Genomic DNA, 15,641 nt, shown 5'->3' with positions numbered 1-15,641 from the left:
CTCGACGGCCTTGCGTTCTAGATGTCCAAGTTCCGCCGGGTCTCCTCCGGACTCTGGTCCCCGCCGATCCCGCTCTTGTCGAACCACGGTTCGTCCTCCTCCGGGGTGACGGCTTCCTTGCCTTCGGTGAACGCCGTCTTGCCTGCCGCGATCCCGGCCTTCACGCTCGCGCCCGCGACCAGCGGGCTGGCGCCGACCGAGGTGCCGAACATCGTGGTCAGCGCGCGGTTGCCGGGCGTGAACGGCACCCGCGCGGTGTTCTCCAGCGTGTCCAGGCCGAACCGCGACTCCCCGGCGTACCGGCCGAGCCGGAACTTCCGGGTCATCTCCACGACCTTCGTCGAGTACTTCGCGAGGAACTCGATGAACGTGTCGAGCAGCTTGCCGAACTTGCCGAGGTAGCGGGTGACCTTCTGCAGGACGCTCGCGGCCTTGGCGATGGACGCCGTCATCGCGGCGGCGACCGAGCTGCCGAAGCTGATCACCGACGCGGCCAGCGCCGGCAGCCAGATGGTGATCAGCCAGGACACCAGCTCGGTGATGATCGCCTTGATCACCTCTTCGATGACCTGCATGACCATCGACCACATCTGCAGCACCTCGGCGACCGACCCGGCCGCCGAGCCGACGCCGCGGATGCCCGAGGAGAAGTCGCCGAGCGCCTCCTTGGCCGCCTTGCCGGCTTCGTCGACCCACTCGGCCAGCGCCGTGTCGCCGGTCTGCTCGAAGTCCTCGGCGAGCGCGACGAAGCCGTGCGCGATCGAGGCGAAGTTCTCCGACGCGTGCCCGATGGCCGGGCCGTCGCCGGTGACCGCGTGCAGCGCGTCCTGCAGCGGCTGGACCAGCTCGAGCAGCATGTTTAGCCCGTGGCTCACCAGCCAGCCGATGGGGTCCATCGCGAAGGTGACCATGTCGGTCGCGGCACTGGCGACGAACCCCGCGCCGTCGCCGACCAGCGCCTTGCCCGCCGAAGCCAGCTCCCCCGCGCCGTCCGCCGAGGCGGCCTGCTGGGCGTGCTCGGCGATCGACTTGCCGGACTTGTACAGCGTGCCGACCACCGGCGTGGCCTCCGCCGCGCGGTCGAGGTTCGCGCTCATGCTCTCGTCGTACGGCTGGACGTCCAGCGCGTCCGCGATGCTCTTCTTCGGCTCGGTCACTTGCCCTGCCCCCCGATCGCGTCGATCTCCGCCTCGTACCGGCCGAAGGCGATCACGCCCGCTTCTTCGGTGCCGCGGTACATCTCGGCGGCCTTGGTCATCTTGGTGGTGAGCCCGTCGACGCCGTCCTTCAGCTCGCCCAGCAGCGACCGCAGCTCGCCAAGGCGGTCGGTGTAGCCCTGCTTGGCCCAGATCCCGACGACGCCCCAGGCGGTGTCGGTCACGTCGGCGGCGTCGATCTTGGCGCCGAACTTGTCCGCTTCCTGCTCGTAGAACGGCAGCTGGCGCGCGTATCCGGAGATCGCGCCGATGTTGGTCTGGATTCCGTCTGACATCGCGGAAGTTCCCTCGGTCGGTTTCAGGAGCGGCGGAGGATCGGGCCCTGGTCGAAGTCGTCGTCGTCCCCCGGAGCGGGCCGGCGCCGCGGCCGCGGCGCCTGCGGCTCCGACGCGGGTTCCGGCGCCGTGGTTCCGAACGCTTCGGCCTGGGCCTCCCGCACCTGCCCGCTGACGTCGACGCCGAGCTGGTCACCGAACGCGTCGTCGACGATGGCGGCCTGCTGCTGGGCGGCCCCCGCCACGGCCTGGCGCAGCGTGCTCATGATCCGCTGGGCGAGCTGGCCCGCTTCCAGGTGCATCGCGCCGGCGGTGAGCCGCAGGTCGGTGACGGTCCCGCCGGCCCCCGCGGTGACCGTCACCGTGCCGTCCGGCGAGGTCACGGAGGTGCCGACCTGGGCGATCCGCTCCTGCATGTCGCCGACACCGGCGAACCGGGCTTCGGCCTGGCGGACCTTCGACTGGAAGGTCTCGAACTGGGCGATCAGCTGGTCCATTTCGGCCGACATGGTCACTTCCTTCGCGGTACGGGGGCTTGGCCGGATCATGACAGATCCGCTTCGTCACCGCGGCATTTCGGCGGAATGCGAAGAACGGCCGGGCGGCGGTCGGCCGGTGGTGGGTGCCGCGAATGACTCATTCGCGGCGTGGGAGGTCCCCGATGACTCATTCGCGACCTCGCCCGAGCCACGCACCCCGCCGGGCCGCTCAGCTGATGAAGCCCGCCGACTTGAGCCAGTCGCCGGCGACCGTGGCCGGCTTCTGGCCGTCCACGCTCACCTTCTTGTTCAGCTCCGTGAGGGTCGCGGTGTCGAGCTTCGCCGCGATCGGCGTGAACACCTGCTCCAGCTGCGGGTACTTCCCGGCGACGCCGGACGCGATCGCGATGGCCGGGTTGTACGTCGGGAAGAAGTGCTTGTCGTCGTCCAGCACGGTCAGCTTCTGCCCGGCCACGCGCCCGTCGGTGGAGGCGACCGAGCCGAAACCGCAGGGGTCGCCCTTGCCGACGCTGGGGTAGACGACGGCGTCGTTGAGCAGGTGCACCTGCGGGTCCGGCAGGGTGAACCCGTAGGTCTTGGCCAACCCGGGGAACCCGTCGTCGCGGCTCCGGAATTCCGGGCCCATGCAGGTGGACGCCGCGGCCGGGTCCTTCTTCACCAGGGCCGCGTAGTCTGACACCGTCTTCACGCCGGTCCGGGCCACCACCGCCGGGTTGCCCGCGATGGCGTACGTGTCGTTGGCCGGCGAGCGGGCCCACCACGTGACGCCGTTGGCGGCGTCGGCCTGCTTGACCGCGTCGTACTGCGCCTGCGGGTCGGCGATCGGCTTCGTCTGGTGGAGGTAGCTGATCCAGGCGGTGCCGGTGTACTCCCAGTACAGGTCGACCGCGCCGCTGGTGAGCGCCTGGCGGACGTTGCTCGAGCCGGTGATGTTGGTCTTGTCCTGCGGGCTCGCCCCGGCCGCCTGCAGCGCGACGAGCGCGATCTGGCCGAGCAGCAGCTGCTCGTCGAACTCCTTGGAGCTGACGCGGATCTGGGCGCCGCTCAGCGCGTCGATCTTCTTGATGGATCCCTGGCCCACCTGGGCACCGGTCTCGTCCTTGCCGATCGTGCACCCCGCGGCAAGCACCGCGACGAGCGCGAGAACAGCGGCTGTCGTGCGTCGCATGGTCGTCCTCCTGAGATTGTGGCCGGGTTACCTGCCGCGCGGGTGCAGGACCTCCTCCGCGACCAGGCCCAGCCAGTCGGCGAAGAGCGCCAGCGCGGCGACGACGATGCCGAAGGTCAGGCTGAGGATCGGGCGGTACAGCCCGATCCCGGCGACGAGCCCGCCGCCGAGACCGCCGCCGTCGATGAACGTCGCGAGCGTCGCGCTCGCGACGGTGAGCACCAGCGCCGTGCGGATCCCGGCGAGGATCACCGGGACGGCCAGCGGCAGTTCGATCCGCCACAGGATCGCCGTCTTCGTCATGCCCATGCCGCGCGCGGCGTCGACGAGCGTCGGGTCGACGCCGTCGAGCCCGACCATCGTGTTGCGCAGCACCGGCAAGGTCGCGTAGACGACCAGCGCCGCCACCGCTGTCCCGGTGCCCGTGCCGGTCCAGAGCGCGAGCAGCACGACGAGCCCGATCGACGGGATCGCCTGGCCGAGGTTGCCCAGGCCCAGGCCGATCGGGCGGACCCACCGCGCGCCGGGGCGGGTGAGCAGGATGCCGAGCGGGAGGGCGATGGTGATGGTGCACACCGTCGAGATCAGCGTGAGCCGCAGGTGCGCGCCCAGCTCGGCGAAGATCTCGCCAGCGTTGAGGTACCGCTGTTCGATCGAGTCGATCGGCTGCGCGCGCACGATCAGGAAGAGCGCCAGCAGGGCGAGGGCGATCAGCACCGGGCGGACCAGCAGCCCGAGCCGGCGTCGGCGCGGCCGTGTCGGCGCTGATGCCGTTGCCGGCACGGTTTCCGCTACGGCCGGCGGCGTTTCCCCAGCGGGCTGGAGTGCCGCGACCAGGCGTGGGACGTCGAGCGTCCGCCCGTTCACCGCGACCGCGGTGCTTCCGGTGCGCACCATCGTGTCCAGGGCGTCCCGCAAAGTGGCCTCGCGCGGGATCGACGGCAGCCCGTCGGCCGCCGGCCCGAGGTCGAGATCGGCCACCGGGATCAGCGCGAGCCGCTTCAAGTTTCGCTGCGAGCCGACGAAGGAAGCGACGTAGTCGTCGGCCGGCGCCGCGAGGATCGCCTGAGGCGTGTCGTACTGCGCGATCTCCGAACGCGGGCGCAGCACGGCGATCCGGTCGCCCATCTTCAGCGCCTCGTCGAAGTCGTGCGTGACGAAGACGATCGTCTTGCGCACTTCCCGTTGCAGGCGCAGGAATTCGTCCTGCAGCCGGGCGCGGGTGATCGGGTCGGTGGAGCCGAACGGCTCGTCCATCAGCATCACCGGCGGGTCCGCGGCCATCGCCCGCGCCACGCCGACGCGCTGCTGCTGGCCGCCGGACAGCTCCCGCGGGTAGCGCAGGCCGTGCTCGCGGGTCAGGCCGACGACGTCGAGCAGCTCCCGCACGCGGCCGGCGACCCGGCGCCGGGTCCAGCCGAGCACTCGCGGCACCACGCCGATGTTGGCGTCCACGCGCAGGTGCGGGAACAGCCCGACCTGCTGGATGACGTACCCCGTGTGGCGCCGGTGCTCGTCGACGTCGAGCGCCGTCACGTCGGTGCCGCCGATCGTGACGGCACCTGAGGTGGGTTCGACGAGCCGGTTGATCATCCGCATGGTCGTCGTCTTGCCGCAGCCGGACGGGCCGGTCAGCACGACGATCTCGCCGGCGGGGATCCGCATCGTCAGGCGGTCGACCGCGGGCAACGCCTGCCCGGGATAGTGCTTGCTGACGTTCTCGAGCTCGATCGTCTCGCCCGCGGTGCCGACGGCCCGCTCCGCCGCGACGTCGGGCAGGGAGCGTGGGCGCCGTCGGGTGGTGAGCTGGCCGACCACCACGAAGGCCAGGTCGAACAGCAGCGCCAGCACGACGATCCCCAGCGTCCCGGTCAGCACCTGGTTCAGCGAGTTGACCGCGCCGAACCGGCCGAGCCCGTCGAAGATCTCGTTGCCGAGCCCGGGGCCCTTGACGTACGCGCCGATGGCGGCGATCCCGATCGTGATCTGCGTCGAGACGCGGATGCCGGAGAGGATCACCGGCCAGGCCAGCGGGACGCGCACGCGCCACAGCACCCGCGCGCGGCCGAGGCCCATGCCGTGCGCGGCGTCCACCACGGCCGGGTCGACGCCGCGCAGGCCGACGATCGTGTTGCGCGTGATCGGCAGGAGCGCGTAGAGCACGAGTGCGAACAGGACGTTCGTCAGCCCGAGTCCGAACGGGCCGATCAGGATGCCCAGCAGCGCGATCGAGGGGATGGTGAGGAACGCCGCGGTCGTGGTGGTCGCCAGGGAGCCGAGCCACCGCCGCCGGTAGGTGAGCAGGCCGATGCTCATGCCGACCAGCACCGCCAGCGCCACCGCCGCGAGGGTGAGGTCCACGTGGAGGATCGCGTCGTTGACGACGTCGATCCAGTTCTCGCGGAGGTACTCGAACAGGCTCAGAGCCGCGCTCCTCGGGCGTCGCAGGGCGGAAAGTCACCCCCAGCCCAACACGTCCGCGTGGTCCTGTCCACCGCCGGGTTGATCCACCTGGCCGTATGCAACTCGTGGGTGGGGTGGTTAACCTCCGCCCGTGAGGTTCCTGGGTGCTGTGCTCACCGTGCTGTCCACCATCGGTTTCGTGGTCGTTCCCGCCCCCTCCGCGTCGGCCGCGACCGACCCGCCGGCCTTCGTGGGACCGCTCAGCACCCGCGGCCGCTACATCGTCGACGCGAACGGCGACCGCTTCAAGCTGAAGGCCGCCAACTGGCACGGCGCGAGCGGCACGTGGACCGGGTCGGGCGACGGGAACGACCCGGCGAACCACCACGCCGGCGAGATCGCCTACCAGACCCCGCTCGGGCTGGACCGCGCGTCGATCGACACGGTCATCGACGGGCTCGCGCAGCTCGGCCTCAACAGCGTGCGGCTGCAGTTCTCCAACGCGATGATCCACGACCCGAACCCGGTGCCCGACCTGCCGGCCAACCCCGGCCTGCACGGCTTGACGCCGCTGCAGGTGTACGACCGCGTCGTCGAGCGGCTCACCGCGCGCGGCTTCGCGGTGATCCTCAACAACCACACCACGACGTCGCGCTGGTGCTGCGGGCTCGACGGCAACGAACGCTGGAACACCGCGCAGTCCGAGCAGCAGTGGCAGGACGACTGGCTGTTCATGGCCCGCCGCTACGCCGCGAACAAGCGCGTCGTCGGCGCCGACCTGTACAACGAAGTCCGCCGGAACACCTTCGACGACCCGAACTGGGGCTGGGGCAACGGCACGGACTGGCAGCGCGCGAGCCGGCAGGTCGCCGACCGCATCCTCACCGAGGCGAACCGCGACCTGCTGATCATCGTCGAGGGCATCAACTGGACCGGCCTGCCCGTCGACGGCTTCGCCCACGGACGGCCCACCCTGGAACCGGCCCGCACGCTGTCGCACACGCTCGTCGACTCCGGGAAGCTCGTCTACTCCGCGCACTTCTACGGGTACACCGGCCCGAACCACTCCGGCGCGACCGGCATCGGCGAGACCCACGACCCGCGCTACCGCGACCTCTCGCCCCAGGAGCTGCGCGACACCCTGTATCGGCAGGCGTTCTTCGTCGAGCAGGACACCGGGAAGCACTACACCGCGCCGCTGTGGATCAGCGAGTTCGGCGAGGGCCGTGGCACGACCGACGCCGCTTCCCGCGCCTGGTTCGAGAACTTCGTGGATTACTTGGCCCAGACCGACACCGACTTCGCCTACTGGCCCGCGGTGGGCTTCCAGACGAACGGCTCGGGCGACGGGTGGTCGCTGCTCGCCTGGGACGCGGCCGGCCACCGCATCGACGTCCTCGACGGGACCGACTGGCGTGGCCCGGCCTGGCAGCGGCTGGTGAACGCGCCGTCGCGCACCGGGCCGAGCGCGCCGGCCGAGCACTGGTCGATGCTCGACCTCGACTACGCCGACTTCCAGGAGTCACGCACGATCCGCGCACTCGGCGACTGGGATTCGGGCGCGCGCAAGGGTGCGTGCCCCGACGGCCAGCGCCTCATCGGCCTGGCGCACACCGGCGGCCGGGGGCTCTGCACCGGCACGCTGCCGACGCCGGCCTCCTACCCGGTGGTCCGCGACGAGTCCTATGTGGACACAGACTGGGCGTCCGGCTACACGAAGGCGCAGTGCCCGCCCGACCACGCGGTGGTCGGCTACAGCGTTCGAGGCGCGGCGGTCTCGGCCGTGTTGTGCGGCCGCTCCCCCACGCCGCTCGGCCACCACGGCCGGACGGTCTGGTTCGACCGCGGCGACAACCGCCCGGCCGGCGACCCGGGTGGAGACTTCGCTGCGGGCAACTACAAGGGACAGTGCGCGCCGGGCGAGTACGTCGCCGGCGTGGCGTACACGGGCCGCGTCGGCTCGAACCGCACGCCCGACGCGCTGCTCTGCCGCTTCTGACCGGCGGGCCCGAACGCGGGCCCACCGGCCGCGAAGTCACACCAGCGAAGCGGTCAGCCCGCCGTCGAGGACGTAGTGGCTGCCGGTGATCCACGTCGCCCGGTCGGACGCCAGGAACGCCGCCACCTCCGCGATGTCCCGCGGCGTGCCGAGCCGGCCCTGCTTCGCCGCGACGAGGTCGCCGAACGGGACCTGGGTCGCCGCCTCGAAGTCGGGGACCAGGCGCTCGACCATCGCCGTGTCGGCGAAGCCCGGGCAGACCGCGTTGACGCGGATGCCGGCCGGGCGCATCTCCACCGCGGCGACCCGGGTCAGCTGGATGACCGCCGCCTTCGTCGCGCAGTAGGAGCCGAGCAGCGGGCTGCCGCCGATGCCGGCGATCGACGCGATGTTGACGATGTTCCCCTTGGACTCCATCAGGTGCGGCGTCGCCGCCTTCATCGTCACGAACGTGCCGCGCACGTTGACCGCGAAGATCTTGTCGAAGCTCTCCGTGGACTGCTGCAGCAGCGGCGACGCCACCTCGATCCCGGCGTTGTTGACCAGGACGTCGAGGCCGCCGAGGAGGTCGACGGCCTGCTGGATGGCCGACTGGACCTGGGCCTCGTCGGTGACGTCGCAGTTGGCGACGCCGGCGGCGCCGATCTCCTCGGCCGCCTGCTTGGCCGCGTCGGCATCTCGGTCGCTGATCACGACCCGGGCGCCGCGTTCGGTGAACAGCGCCGCGATCGCCTTGCCGATGCCGGCGCCGGACCCGGTGACGAAGACGCGCTTTCCCTCGAGTTCGGACATGCTGGTTCCTCTCACATCGCTTCGATCTTGGGCAGGATCTCTTCCTTGAGACGCTTCATGTCGTCGAGCGTCTTCGCAACCGGGACGTCCTGGAACGGCGGCCACAGGAACGGCATCGTCAGCCCGGCTTCCCGGTACCGCTTCAGCTGGTCGGTGATCTGCGCTTCCGACCCGACGAGCAGGTTGGTGCCCTTGCCCATGAACGACTGGTCCATGTCCTGGTCGGTGAGGACGAACCAGATCATGCTGGAGATCTCGAGGTCGTCGACCGAACGCGGGGTGTCGAGTTGTTCGAGCTCGCGCTGGATCTCGGTGCGCCACCGCGCGATGTCGTCGGGCGAGTCCTGGATCCCGATCCAGCCGGACAGGTTGTACTTGGCGATGCGGCTCGCCGAGCGCTTCGCGTCCTTGAGCCCGCTGAAGAAGATCGGCGGGTGCGGCTTCTGGACCGGCTTGGCCCCGAACCCGGCGCGGTCGAAGTCGGCGAATTCGCCGTGGTACTCGAAGAGGTCGTTGGTCCAGATGCCCTGCATGATCTCCAGGGTTTCGCGGACGTGCTTGTGCCGCTTGGGATAGATGTGCGACGCGCTCGCGGCGGCGAACTCCTCGGGCATCCAGCCGGAGCCGACGGCGACGTTGAGCCGGCCGCCCGAGAGGTGGTCGATCGTGGCCAGTTCCGCGGCGAGAACGCCGGGCGAGCGGTAGGGCGTGTCGATGATGCTCATGCCGATCCGCACCTTCGACGTCTTCGCCGCGAGCCACGGGATCAGCGGCATGCCCTGCAGGAACTCGCCCCGCGAGCTCACCGGGAGGCCCTTGGGGAACCCCTCGATCATGCCGAAGGCGTGCTGCATCTCTTCGGTGTCCGACGTCTCGGGGACGATGATCCGGTCGAGCGTCCAGACGGAGTCGAAGTCGAGGTCTTCGGCCAGCGCGGTGAGGTCTTCGAGCTCCCGGACGGTCACCTTGTCCCGGAAGTTCGGCAGGTAGAGCGCGAGTTTCATGGTCGGATAGCCTCCTTGCTTCGGTGAGTGAAGGTGGAACGGATGTCGGCTTTGAGCACTTTGCCGACTCCTGAGCGCGGCAGCTCCGGCCAGATCTCGATCTGCTTCGGTGCCTTGACGCTGCCGATGCGGTCCTTGACGAACGCGATCAGCTCGCCGGTGTCCAGCTCCCGGCCGGGCTGTAGCTGGACGACGGCGGTGACGCGTTCGCCCCACTTGTCGTCGGGCAGCCCGATGACCGCGCAGTCGCGGACGGCGTCGTGGGCCATCACCGCCTGCTCGACCTCGGCGGAGTAGACGTTGAAGCCGCCGGTGATGACCATGTCCTTGGCGCGGTCGACGATGTGGAGGAAGCCCTCGTCGTCGAGGAAGCCGATGTCGCCGGTGTGGTGCCAGCCGTGGGCGGACGCCTCCGCCGTCGCCTCGGGGTCGCGGTAGTAGCCGGCCATCACCAGCGAGCCGCGCACGCAGATCTCCCCGCGCTCCCCCTGCGGGACGGCCCGCCCGTCCTCGTCGAGGATCGCCACCGTGACCAGCGGCGAGGGCCGCCCGGCGGACGCCAGCCGTCCCGTGTGGACGGTGCCGTCGGGTCGGCGGTGCTCGGCGGGCGACATCGTCGAGATCATCATCGGGGCTTCGGACTGGCCGAACAGCTGCGCCATCGGGCCGATGCGGGCGAGGGCTTCGGTGAGCCGGGCCGTCGACATCGGGGCCGCGCCGTACCAGAAGCACTGCAGGGACGACAGGTCCGTGCGATCGAGCGCGTCGTGGCCGAGCACCATGTAGATCAGCGTCGGGGGCAGGAACGTGTGGGTGACGCGGTGGCGTTCGATCAGCTCCAGGAACCGGCCGACGTCGGGCTTGGCCATGATCACGATCTCGCCGCCGCGGGCGAGGATCGGGAAGCAGAGGACGCCCGCCGCGTGGGTCAGCGGCGCCAGGGCGAGGTAGACCGGGCGGCCGTCGAAGGGGTAGCTCATCAGCGTGATGGCCGACATCGCTTCGAGGTTGCGGCCGGTGAGCATGACGCCCTTGGGGCGCCCGGTGGTGCCCCCGGTGCCGACGAGGGCGACGACGTCTTCGGGCTGCGCCGCTTCCGCCGGGGGATCGTCGCGGGCGGCGTCGAGCCATTCCGGGAAGCCGGGCGCGAAGTCGTCGCCGTCGCCGAGCCGGACGAGGGTGATCAGCTTGGGCAGCTTCGGCGCGATCTGGCGGACCAGCTCCTCGAAGCCGGGCTGGAAGATCAGCGTGGCGCAGTCGAAGAGGTCCAGGAGTTCGGCGTTCTCGCCGGCGGCGTTGCGCGGGTTGATCGGGCACCACACGGCACCCGCGCGGGCGATGCCGAAGACGCACGTGAAGGCGGTCGGGTCGTTGGCCGAGAGGATGCCGACCTTGTCCCCGGGCCGCACGCCGGAGCGTCGCAGCGCGCGGGCGACGGTCTCGGCGAGTTCGACCACTTGGCCGTAGGAGACGGAACTCCCGTCAAGGGTCAGGCAGGGCGCGTCCGGGTCCAGGGAGGCGCCTTTTTCCAGGTAGAAGTACAGAGACATCGTCGTCCCTCCCGAGCCGCGTCGGTCGCTGGACACGACCTTGGCCGCCGTTTGGACGAATGTCAAGATTTTCTTGGACGATTGGTCAGAGAACCGCTCGGTGGTATCTTCGGCCGGTGACCAGCCCAGCCGCCGTGCGGCGCCGGACCAAGGTCGACAAGTTCGAGGACCGCCGCCGCGAACTCGCCGACGCGGCCCTGCTCGCCCTCGCCGACCTCGGCTACGCCCGCACGAGCCTGCGCACGATCGCCGAGCACACCAAGTTCTCGCACGGGCTGCTGCACTACTACTTCGCCGACAAGGTCGAGCTGATCACGTACTGCGTGCGCCGCTACAAGGAAGCGTGCGTGAAGCGCTACGAGGGCGGAGTGGGCGAGGCGGCCACCCCGCCCGCGCTGGCTGAAGCGTGCGCGGACGGGCTGGCGGCGGCGCTCGAAGAGGCGCCGCTCATGCACCGGCTCTGGTACGACCTGCGCTCGCAGTCCCTGTTCGAGGAAGCCTTCCGCGACGACGTCGCCGAGATCGACGAGAGCCTGCAGGACATGATCTGGCGCAACGTCCGCGCCTACGCGGACTTGAGCGGGGTCGAGCCGACGTGCACGCCGCCGGAGGCGTACGCCCTCTTCGACGGGCTGTTCCAGCAGGCGTTGCAGCGGCACCTCGTCGGCGCCGAGGACGCGCTCGACGACCTGCGGCGCGGTGTTCGCAAGCTGCTGCCCCGCCTCGTCAGCTGAGCGGGACCACCATCCGCGCCAGCGGCACGTGGTGCTGCCCCGCGTGCATGTCCCGGTCCCGCAGCGATCCCTGGCTCACCGGCCGCGGGAACGAGATCTTGACGACGTTCAGCGAAGGGATCCGGAAGATCTGGATCGTCTCTTCGTCCACCCGGTAGAGCGAAGCCACCACGCGCTCGTTCAGGAACGTCTCATCCGCCGCCACCCGATAGCCGTCGGCATCGCGCAGGAACAGTTCCATCGTCACCCAGAACGGGCCCGCGTTCTTCGACCGGACCTCGTGGGCCAGCTCCGCCAAAGTCGTGTCAGGCATGGGTCTTCTCCTCGAACTCGAGCCGGAACAGATCCGCCGGCGCGCAGTCGACGACGTGGTTCAGCACGAACTCGTACGCCGCGCCGCGCTCGACCTCGGCCGGGGACGACGCGAACGCGAAGCTCGGCAGGTAGTCCATCGCCGGGGTCGGCAGGTGCAGCATCAGCGGGTTGGCGATCTTCGCCACCGCCGTCGCCGTCGCCTGGTCGGGGGCGTTGACCAGCAGCATCACGCCCACCTCGCGCGGCGGCCCGCTCTCCGGTTCGAGCGCGCCCAGCACCGCGTTGTGGCCGTACAGCCGCAGGTCGAACGCGTACTCGTCGTCGGCCAGGCCCAGCGTCTGGCCCACCCGCTGCGTGATCAGCGCGCGCATCAGCGCGGCCCACTCTTCGATGTCGGCGAGCACCAGCGGGTCGCGGATCGCCGAGAACGACATCGTCTCGTACCCGGTGATCCGCGCGCCTTCGAGCTTGATCGTGTACTGGTCCGCGACGTGGAACTTCGATCCGGTGACCCGGACGATCCGGTCGTCGACGGCCGTGTACTCCGCTTCACGGACGTCGAGCGTGCCGTCGGGTTCGCGCATCTCGAACGGGTTCGCCGTCTCGTACAGCATGTGCGCCGCCACCAGGATCGGCGTGCACGCCGCGCTCGGGTCGAGCGGCTCGATCGTGAAGCCGGCGGCGTCGATCGTCGCCAGGACGCCACCCGTGCGTGGGTTGTCGGTGCACTGGCCGCCGCACTCGACGATCTTGGCCGCGTGCCACGTCGGTCCGGCCGGCATCCCCCTCATCAGCGGGTAGGCGGCCGCCACCGCCGTGTCCGTCGCGCGGCCGGCGAGCACGACCTGGGCCCCCGCGCGCAACGCCTCGACGATCGGCTCGTGCCCCATCGCGCCGACGATGTGCGTGCAGCTCTCCAGGGTCTCGGCGTCGAGTTCCCCCAAGGGAGGCAACGGATGCACCCGGCCCGCGTCGAGGTGTTCCTTCAGCTCGGCCGCGTCCTGCTCGCTGTAGATCTTCGCGACCTTCAGGTCCAAACCCTCCTCCGCGAGGACCTCGGCGGCGATCCCGGCGACCCAGTCGACGCCGGTGTCGGTCCCGCTCGTCCCGCACGAGCCCACGATCACCGGGATCCCGGCGCCCGCGGCGGCGGTGAACAGGCTGCGCAGGTCGCGCGCCACGGCTTTGGCGGTCGTCTTGGCCTTCGCTGCGCCGAGGTAAAACGGGCCGGAGTCGGTCGACCCGCCGTCGATGCTGATGACGTCGGCGCCCAGGGCGATGCCGCGCTCGACCGTCGCGTGGTCCCAGCCCGCGCCGAGCATCCCGCTCGGCGCCAGTACTCGCACCTTGTCCATGTCCCTCATTTCTCTCCGTTCACCACGAATCGGGGCCGGCCTTCGAGGGCCGCGACCAGTTCTTCGGCTCCGCGCCGCGCAGGTACTCGTCCACCTCGTCGCCGGGGCGCGGGTAGTCGGTGGTGATCAGGACGCGGCTCACAGCACCCGCCCGTCGGTCCGGCGCCGCTGCAGCACGGCGACGCGGGCCACCAGGAGCACCGCGATCGCCGTGACGACCCCGACGTCGAGGAGCATGAACGGCCACCCGGTCACGTCGACCATGCCGCCGACCAGCGCCGGTCCGAGGAACCCGCCGCCCGACCAGCCGACGGTGTAGAGGCCGGTGTAGGTGCCGAGCACGCGGGCCGAGGGCGCGAGGTTCCAGAGGACGACCGCCATGTTGACCATGAACGCCGCCGCGCCCGCGGCCGCCACGCACATGGCGACGACCGTGCCGGTGGGCGTCCGCACGATCGTGCCGAGCACCATGGCCGCGGCGAACACGGCCATCCCGATCAAAATCAGCCGCAGCCGCCCGAAGCGTTCGGCGAGCAGCGCGACCGGGTAGGCGGCCACGAGGAACGCCAGGCCACTGGGCAGGGTGAGGCCGCCGGCGTCGCCGCGGGACATGCCGAGCGTCTCGATCCCGTAGTTGGTGACGAGCGAGCGCGACGCGAACCACGCGCCGCCGAAAGCGAAGACGGCCGCGATGACCAGCAGCCGGCTGCGGTCGGCGTCGCGCCCGATGTCGATCAGCACGTCCCGCATCCGCACGCGGGGTTGAGCGTCCGGTTCGGAGCGGTCCTCTTCGAGCGCGGCCTGGTAGGCCGGGGACTTGCTGTCGCGCACCCGCCAGGCGAGGACGCCCACGGACACCAGCATCAGCACCGCCGGGATCGCGAAGGACAGCTTCGGGAAGTCGTCGATCAGGAAGAGGCTGATCAGCGCGGCGACGATCACCGTGATGCTGGAGGCGATCTTGACCGCCGCGTTGGCCCGGCTGCGGCGTTCGGGGGCGATGAAGTCCGGGAGCAGCGACTCGGCGATCGGCTTGAACGAGTTCGCGACGAGCGCGTAGCCGAACATCACCAGGACGAGCAGTGGCAGCGAGACCGCGGCGTGCGGGATGAGGACGAACAGCAGCGCCGCCACCGGCATGCCGACGACGAGGTACGGGATGCGGCGGCCCCACGCCGTGCGGGTGCCGTCCGAGCGGTTGCCCATCCACGGCTGGATGAAGATGCCGAGCAGGTTGTCCATGCCCATCAGCGCGCCGATGAGCGCGGCGCTGCCGACGTGCTCGCGCAGCAGCGGCGGGACCTGGGAGTCGTAGAGGTTCCACGTCGACTCCTGCGCGAAGACCGCCAGAGCCACGAAGAACGTGATGCGTCCGGTCCGGACGCGCGGGGTGGTCAACGTCATCGTCGGCACCTTCCCTCCATGGTGACGGCTATCGTACTTTTGCTATAGCAAGATGGTCAATAGTTGCAAATTGGTTTTGCCCTGGCCAGTAGGCTGGGCCCATGATGGGCGAAGCACTGCAGACCGACACGCTGGCCGACCGCGTGTACCGCGCGATGCGCGACGCGATCACGACCGGCGAGCTGCGCCCGGGTCAGAAGGTCACCGAACGCGGGTTCGCCGAGCAGCTGTCGGTCAGCCCGACGCCGGTGCGCGAGGCCATCCGGCGCCTCGAACAGGACGGCCTCATCGAGCGGTCCGGCCCGCGGACGGTCAAGGTGGCGATGTTCGGCGGCGTCGCCATCCAGGACCTCGCCGAGGTCGAAGTGGGCCTGCGCGGCATGGTGGCCCGCTTCGCCGCCCGGCATGCGACGCCCGAGCAGCTCGACGGGCTCGACCTGATCCTCGACGAGGCCGACGACCTGCTGATCCTCATCAAGCAGCGCCACGAGTCCGGCCAGGACGTGGCGAAGCACGTCGGCCGGCTCTTCGACGCGATGCAGCGGTTCAACGGGCTCGTCGAGTTGTGCGCCGGCAACCCCGTGCTCGTCCGCCTGCTCGACCAGACCCGGGTGTTCTCCTACCCGGAACGGCGCTCGCGGGTGATCGAACGCGTCAGCGTGGACGAGACGTTCGGCCTGGACCGCTACACGACCCACCGCGCGCTCGTGCGCGCGCTGCGGGCCGGCGATTCGGCGCAGGCCGAAGCGCTTGTGCTCGAAGACGCCCGCGGCGGGCTCGGCGACCTGCTCGCCGGCGGTTCCTGACCGCTCCTCGGCCGGCCAGGCAAGCGCCCCAAGGTGGCCTTCGGTGCGTTCAACGCACCGAAGGCCGCCTTGGGTGCGTCAGACGCAACCAAAGATCCGAAGAGCGACGTGGACGGAAA

General features: G+C 70.4%; 15 protein-coding genes. 3 read left to right on the top strand and 12 right to left on the bottom strand.

Features of this window, described 5'->3' with window-relative positions; genetic code table 11:
* Positions 1-17: 17 nt before the first annotated feature.
* The 5 genes from AB0N03_RS46860 to AB0N03_RS46840 all read right to left on the bottom strand — a co-directional run bounded on the left by AB0N03_RS46860 (position 18) and on the right by AB0N03_RS46840 (position 5,521).
* Positions 18-1,157: a hypothetical protein gene (locus AB0N03_RS46860; protein WP_364387026.1), complete on the bottom strand. Its 1,140-nt coding sequence runs from the start codon at positions 1,155-1,157 to the stop codon at positions 18-20.
* On the bottom strand, positions 1,154-1,492 hold the full coding sequence (locus tag AB0N03_RS46855; RefSeq protein ID WP_364387024.1) for a hypothetical protein: 339 nt from the start codon (positions 1,490-1,492) through the stop codon (positions 1,154-1,156). Before AB0N03_RS46855 ends, AB0N03_RS46860 begins: the two co-directional genes overlap by 4 nt.
* Positions 1,493-1,515: 23 nt before the next feature.
* Positions 1,516-2,001, bottom strand: a complete 486-nt coding sequence (locus tag AB0N03_RS46850) for a YbaB/EbfC family nucleoid-associated protein (protein ID WP_364387022.1) — start codon at positions 1,999-2,001, stop codon at positions 1,516-1,518.
* 199 nt (positions 2,002-2,200) lie between these two features.
* Complete coding sequence (locus AB0N03_RS46845) at positions 2,201-3,160, bottom strand: glycine betaine ABC transporter substrate-binding protein (RefSeq protein ID WP_364387020.1); 960 nt, start codon at positions 3,158-3,160, stop codon at positions 2,201-2,203.
* A gap of 27 nt (positions 3,161-3,187) precedes the next feature.
* The gene (locus AB0N03_RS46840; protein ID WP_364387018.1) at positions 3,188-5,521 is read right to left on the bottom strand and encodes an ABC transporter permease subunit; all 2,334 of its coding nucleotides are present in this window, start codon (positions 5,519-5,521) and stop codon (positions 3,188-3,190) included.
* 193 nt (positions 5,522-5,714) lie between these two features.
* Here AB0N03_RS46840 and AB0N03_RS46835 point away from each other — a divergent pair, with 193 nt between their 5' ends.
* A complete protein-coding gene (locus tag AB0N03_RS46835) occupies positions 5,715-7,562 on the top strand; it encodes a cellulase family glycosylhydrolase (protein ID WP_364387016.1) in 1,848 nt (615 codons plus the stop codon).
* A 36-nt stretch (positions 7,563-7,598) separates the two neighbouring features.
* On the opposite strand, the gene AB0N03_RS46830 is transcribed toward AB0N03_RS46835, so the two are convergent.
* From AB0N03_RS46830 to AB0N03_RS46820, 3 genes are read right to left on the bottom strand one after another with little or no spacing between them, the layout of a single operon-like run.
* The gene (locus AB0N03_RS46830) at positions 7,599-8,354 is read right to left on the bottom strand and encodes an SDR family oxidoreductase (RefSeq protein WP_364387014.1); all 756 of its coding nucleotides are present in this window, start codon (positions 8,352-8,354) and stop codon (positions 7,599-7,601) included.
* A gap of 11 nt (positions 8,355-8,365) precedes the next feature.
* On the bottom strand, positions 8,366-9,358 hold the full coding sequence (locus tag AB0N03_RS46825; RefSeq protein ID WP_364387012.1) for an LLM class flavin-dependent oxidoreductase: 993 nt from the start codon (positions 9,356-9,358) through the stop codon (positions 8,366-8,368).
* The gene (locus AB0N03_RS46820) at positions 9,355-10,908 is read right to left on the bottom strand and encodes a long-chain fatty acid--CoA ligase (RefSeq protein ID WP_364387011.1); all 1,554 of its coding nucleotides are present in this window, start codon (positions 10,906-10,908) and stop codon (positions 9,355-9,357) included. The genes AB0N03_RS46825 and AB0N03_RS46820 overlap by 4 nt, the downstream gene beginning before the upstream one ends.
* 116 nt (positions 10,909-11,024) lie before the next feature.
* Here AB0N03_RS46820 and AB0N03_RS46815 point away from each other — a divergent pair, with 116 nt between their 5' ends.
* A complete protein-coding gene (locus AB0N03_RS46815) occupies positions 11,025-11,642 on the top strand; it encodes a TetR/AcrR family transcriptional regulator (RefSeq protein ID WP_364387009.1) in 618 nt (205 codons plus the stop codon).
* Here the strand turns inward: AB0N03_RS46815 and AB0N03_RS46810 are convergent.
* The 4 genes from AB0N03_RS46810 to AB0N03_RS46795 are packed head-to-tail and all read right to left on the bottom strand — an operon-like array spanning position 11,635 to position 14,716.
* Positions 11,635-11,955: a DUF4387 domain-containing protein gene (locus tag AB0N03_RS46810; protein WP_364387007.1), complete on the bottom strand. Its 321-nt coding sequence runs from the start codon at positions 11,953-11,955 to the stop codon at positions 11,635-11,637. The two genes, AB0N03_RS46815 and AB0N03_RS46810, sit on opposite strands and share 8 nt — an antisense overlap.
* A complete protein-coding gene (locus AB0N03_RS46805) occupies positions 11,948-13,312 on the bottom strand; it encodes an acyclic terpene utilization AtuA family protein (protein ID WP_364387005.1) in 1,365 nt (454 codons plus the stop codon). The genes AB0N03_RS46810 and AB0N03_RS46805 overlap by 8 nt, the downstream gene beginning before the upstream one ends.
* Positions 13,313-13,331: 19 nt before the next feature.
* Positions 13,332-13,454, bottom strand: coding sequence for a hypothetical protein (locus AB0N03_RS46800; RefSeq protein ID WP_364387003.1), 123 nt, complete (start codon positions 13,452-13,454; stop codon positions 13,332-13,334).
* Positions 13,451-14,716, bottom strand: a complete 1,266-nt coding sequence (locus AB0N03_RS46795) for an MFS transporter (RefSeq protein ID WP_364387001.1) — start codon at positions 14,714-14,716, stop codon at positions 13,451-13,453. The genes AB0N03_RS46800 and AB0N03_RS46795 overlap by 4 nt, the downstream gene beginning before the upstream one ends.
* Positions 14,717-14,817: 101 nt before the next feature.
* On the opposite strand from AB0N03_RS46795, the gene AB0N03_RS46790 reads away from it, so the two are divergent.
* On the top strand, positions 14,818-15,522 hold the full coding sequence (locus tag AB0N03_RS46790; RefSeq protein ID WP_364386999.1) for a GntR family transcriptional regulator: 705 nt from the start codon (positions 14,818-14,820) through the stop codon (positions 15,520-15,522).
* The last annotated feature ends 119 nt before the right edge of the window (positions 15,523-15,641 follow it).

This window comes from Amycolatopsis sp. NPDC051061 (assembly GCF_040682935.1).
Lineage (GTDB): Bacteria > Actinomycetota > Actinomycetes > Mycobacteriales > Pseudonocardiaceae > Amycolatopsis.
The sequence above is the reverse complement of the archived record's forward strand: the minus strand, read 5'-3'. Positions and strand labels throughout refer to the sequence as shown.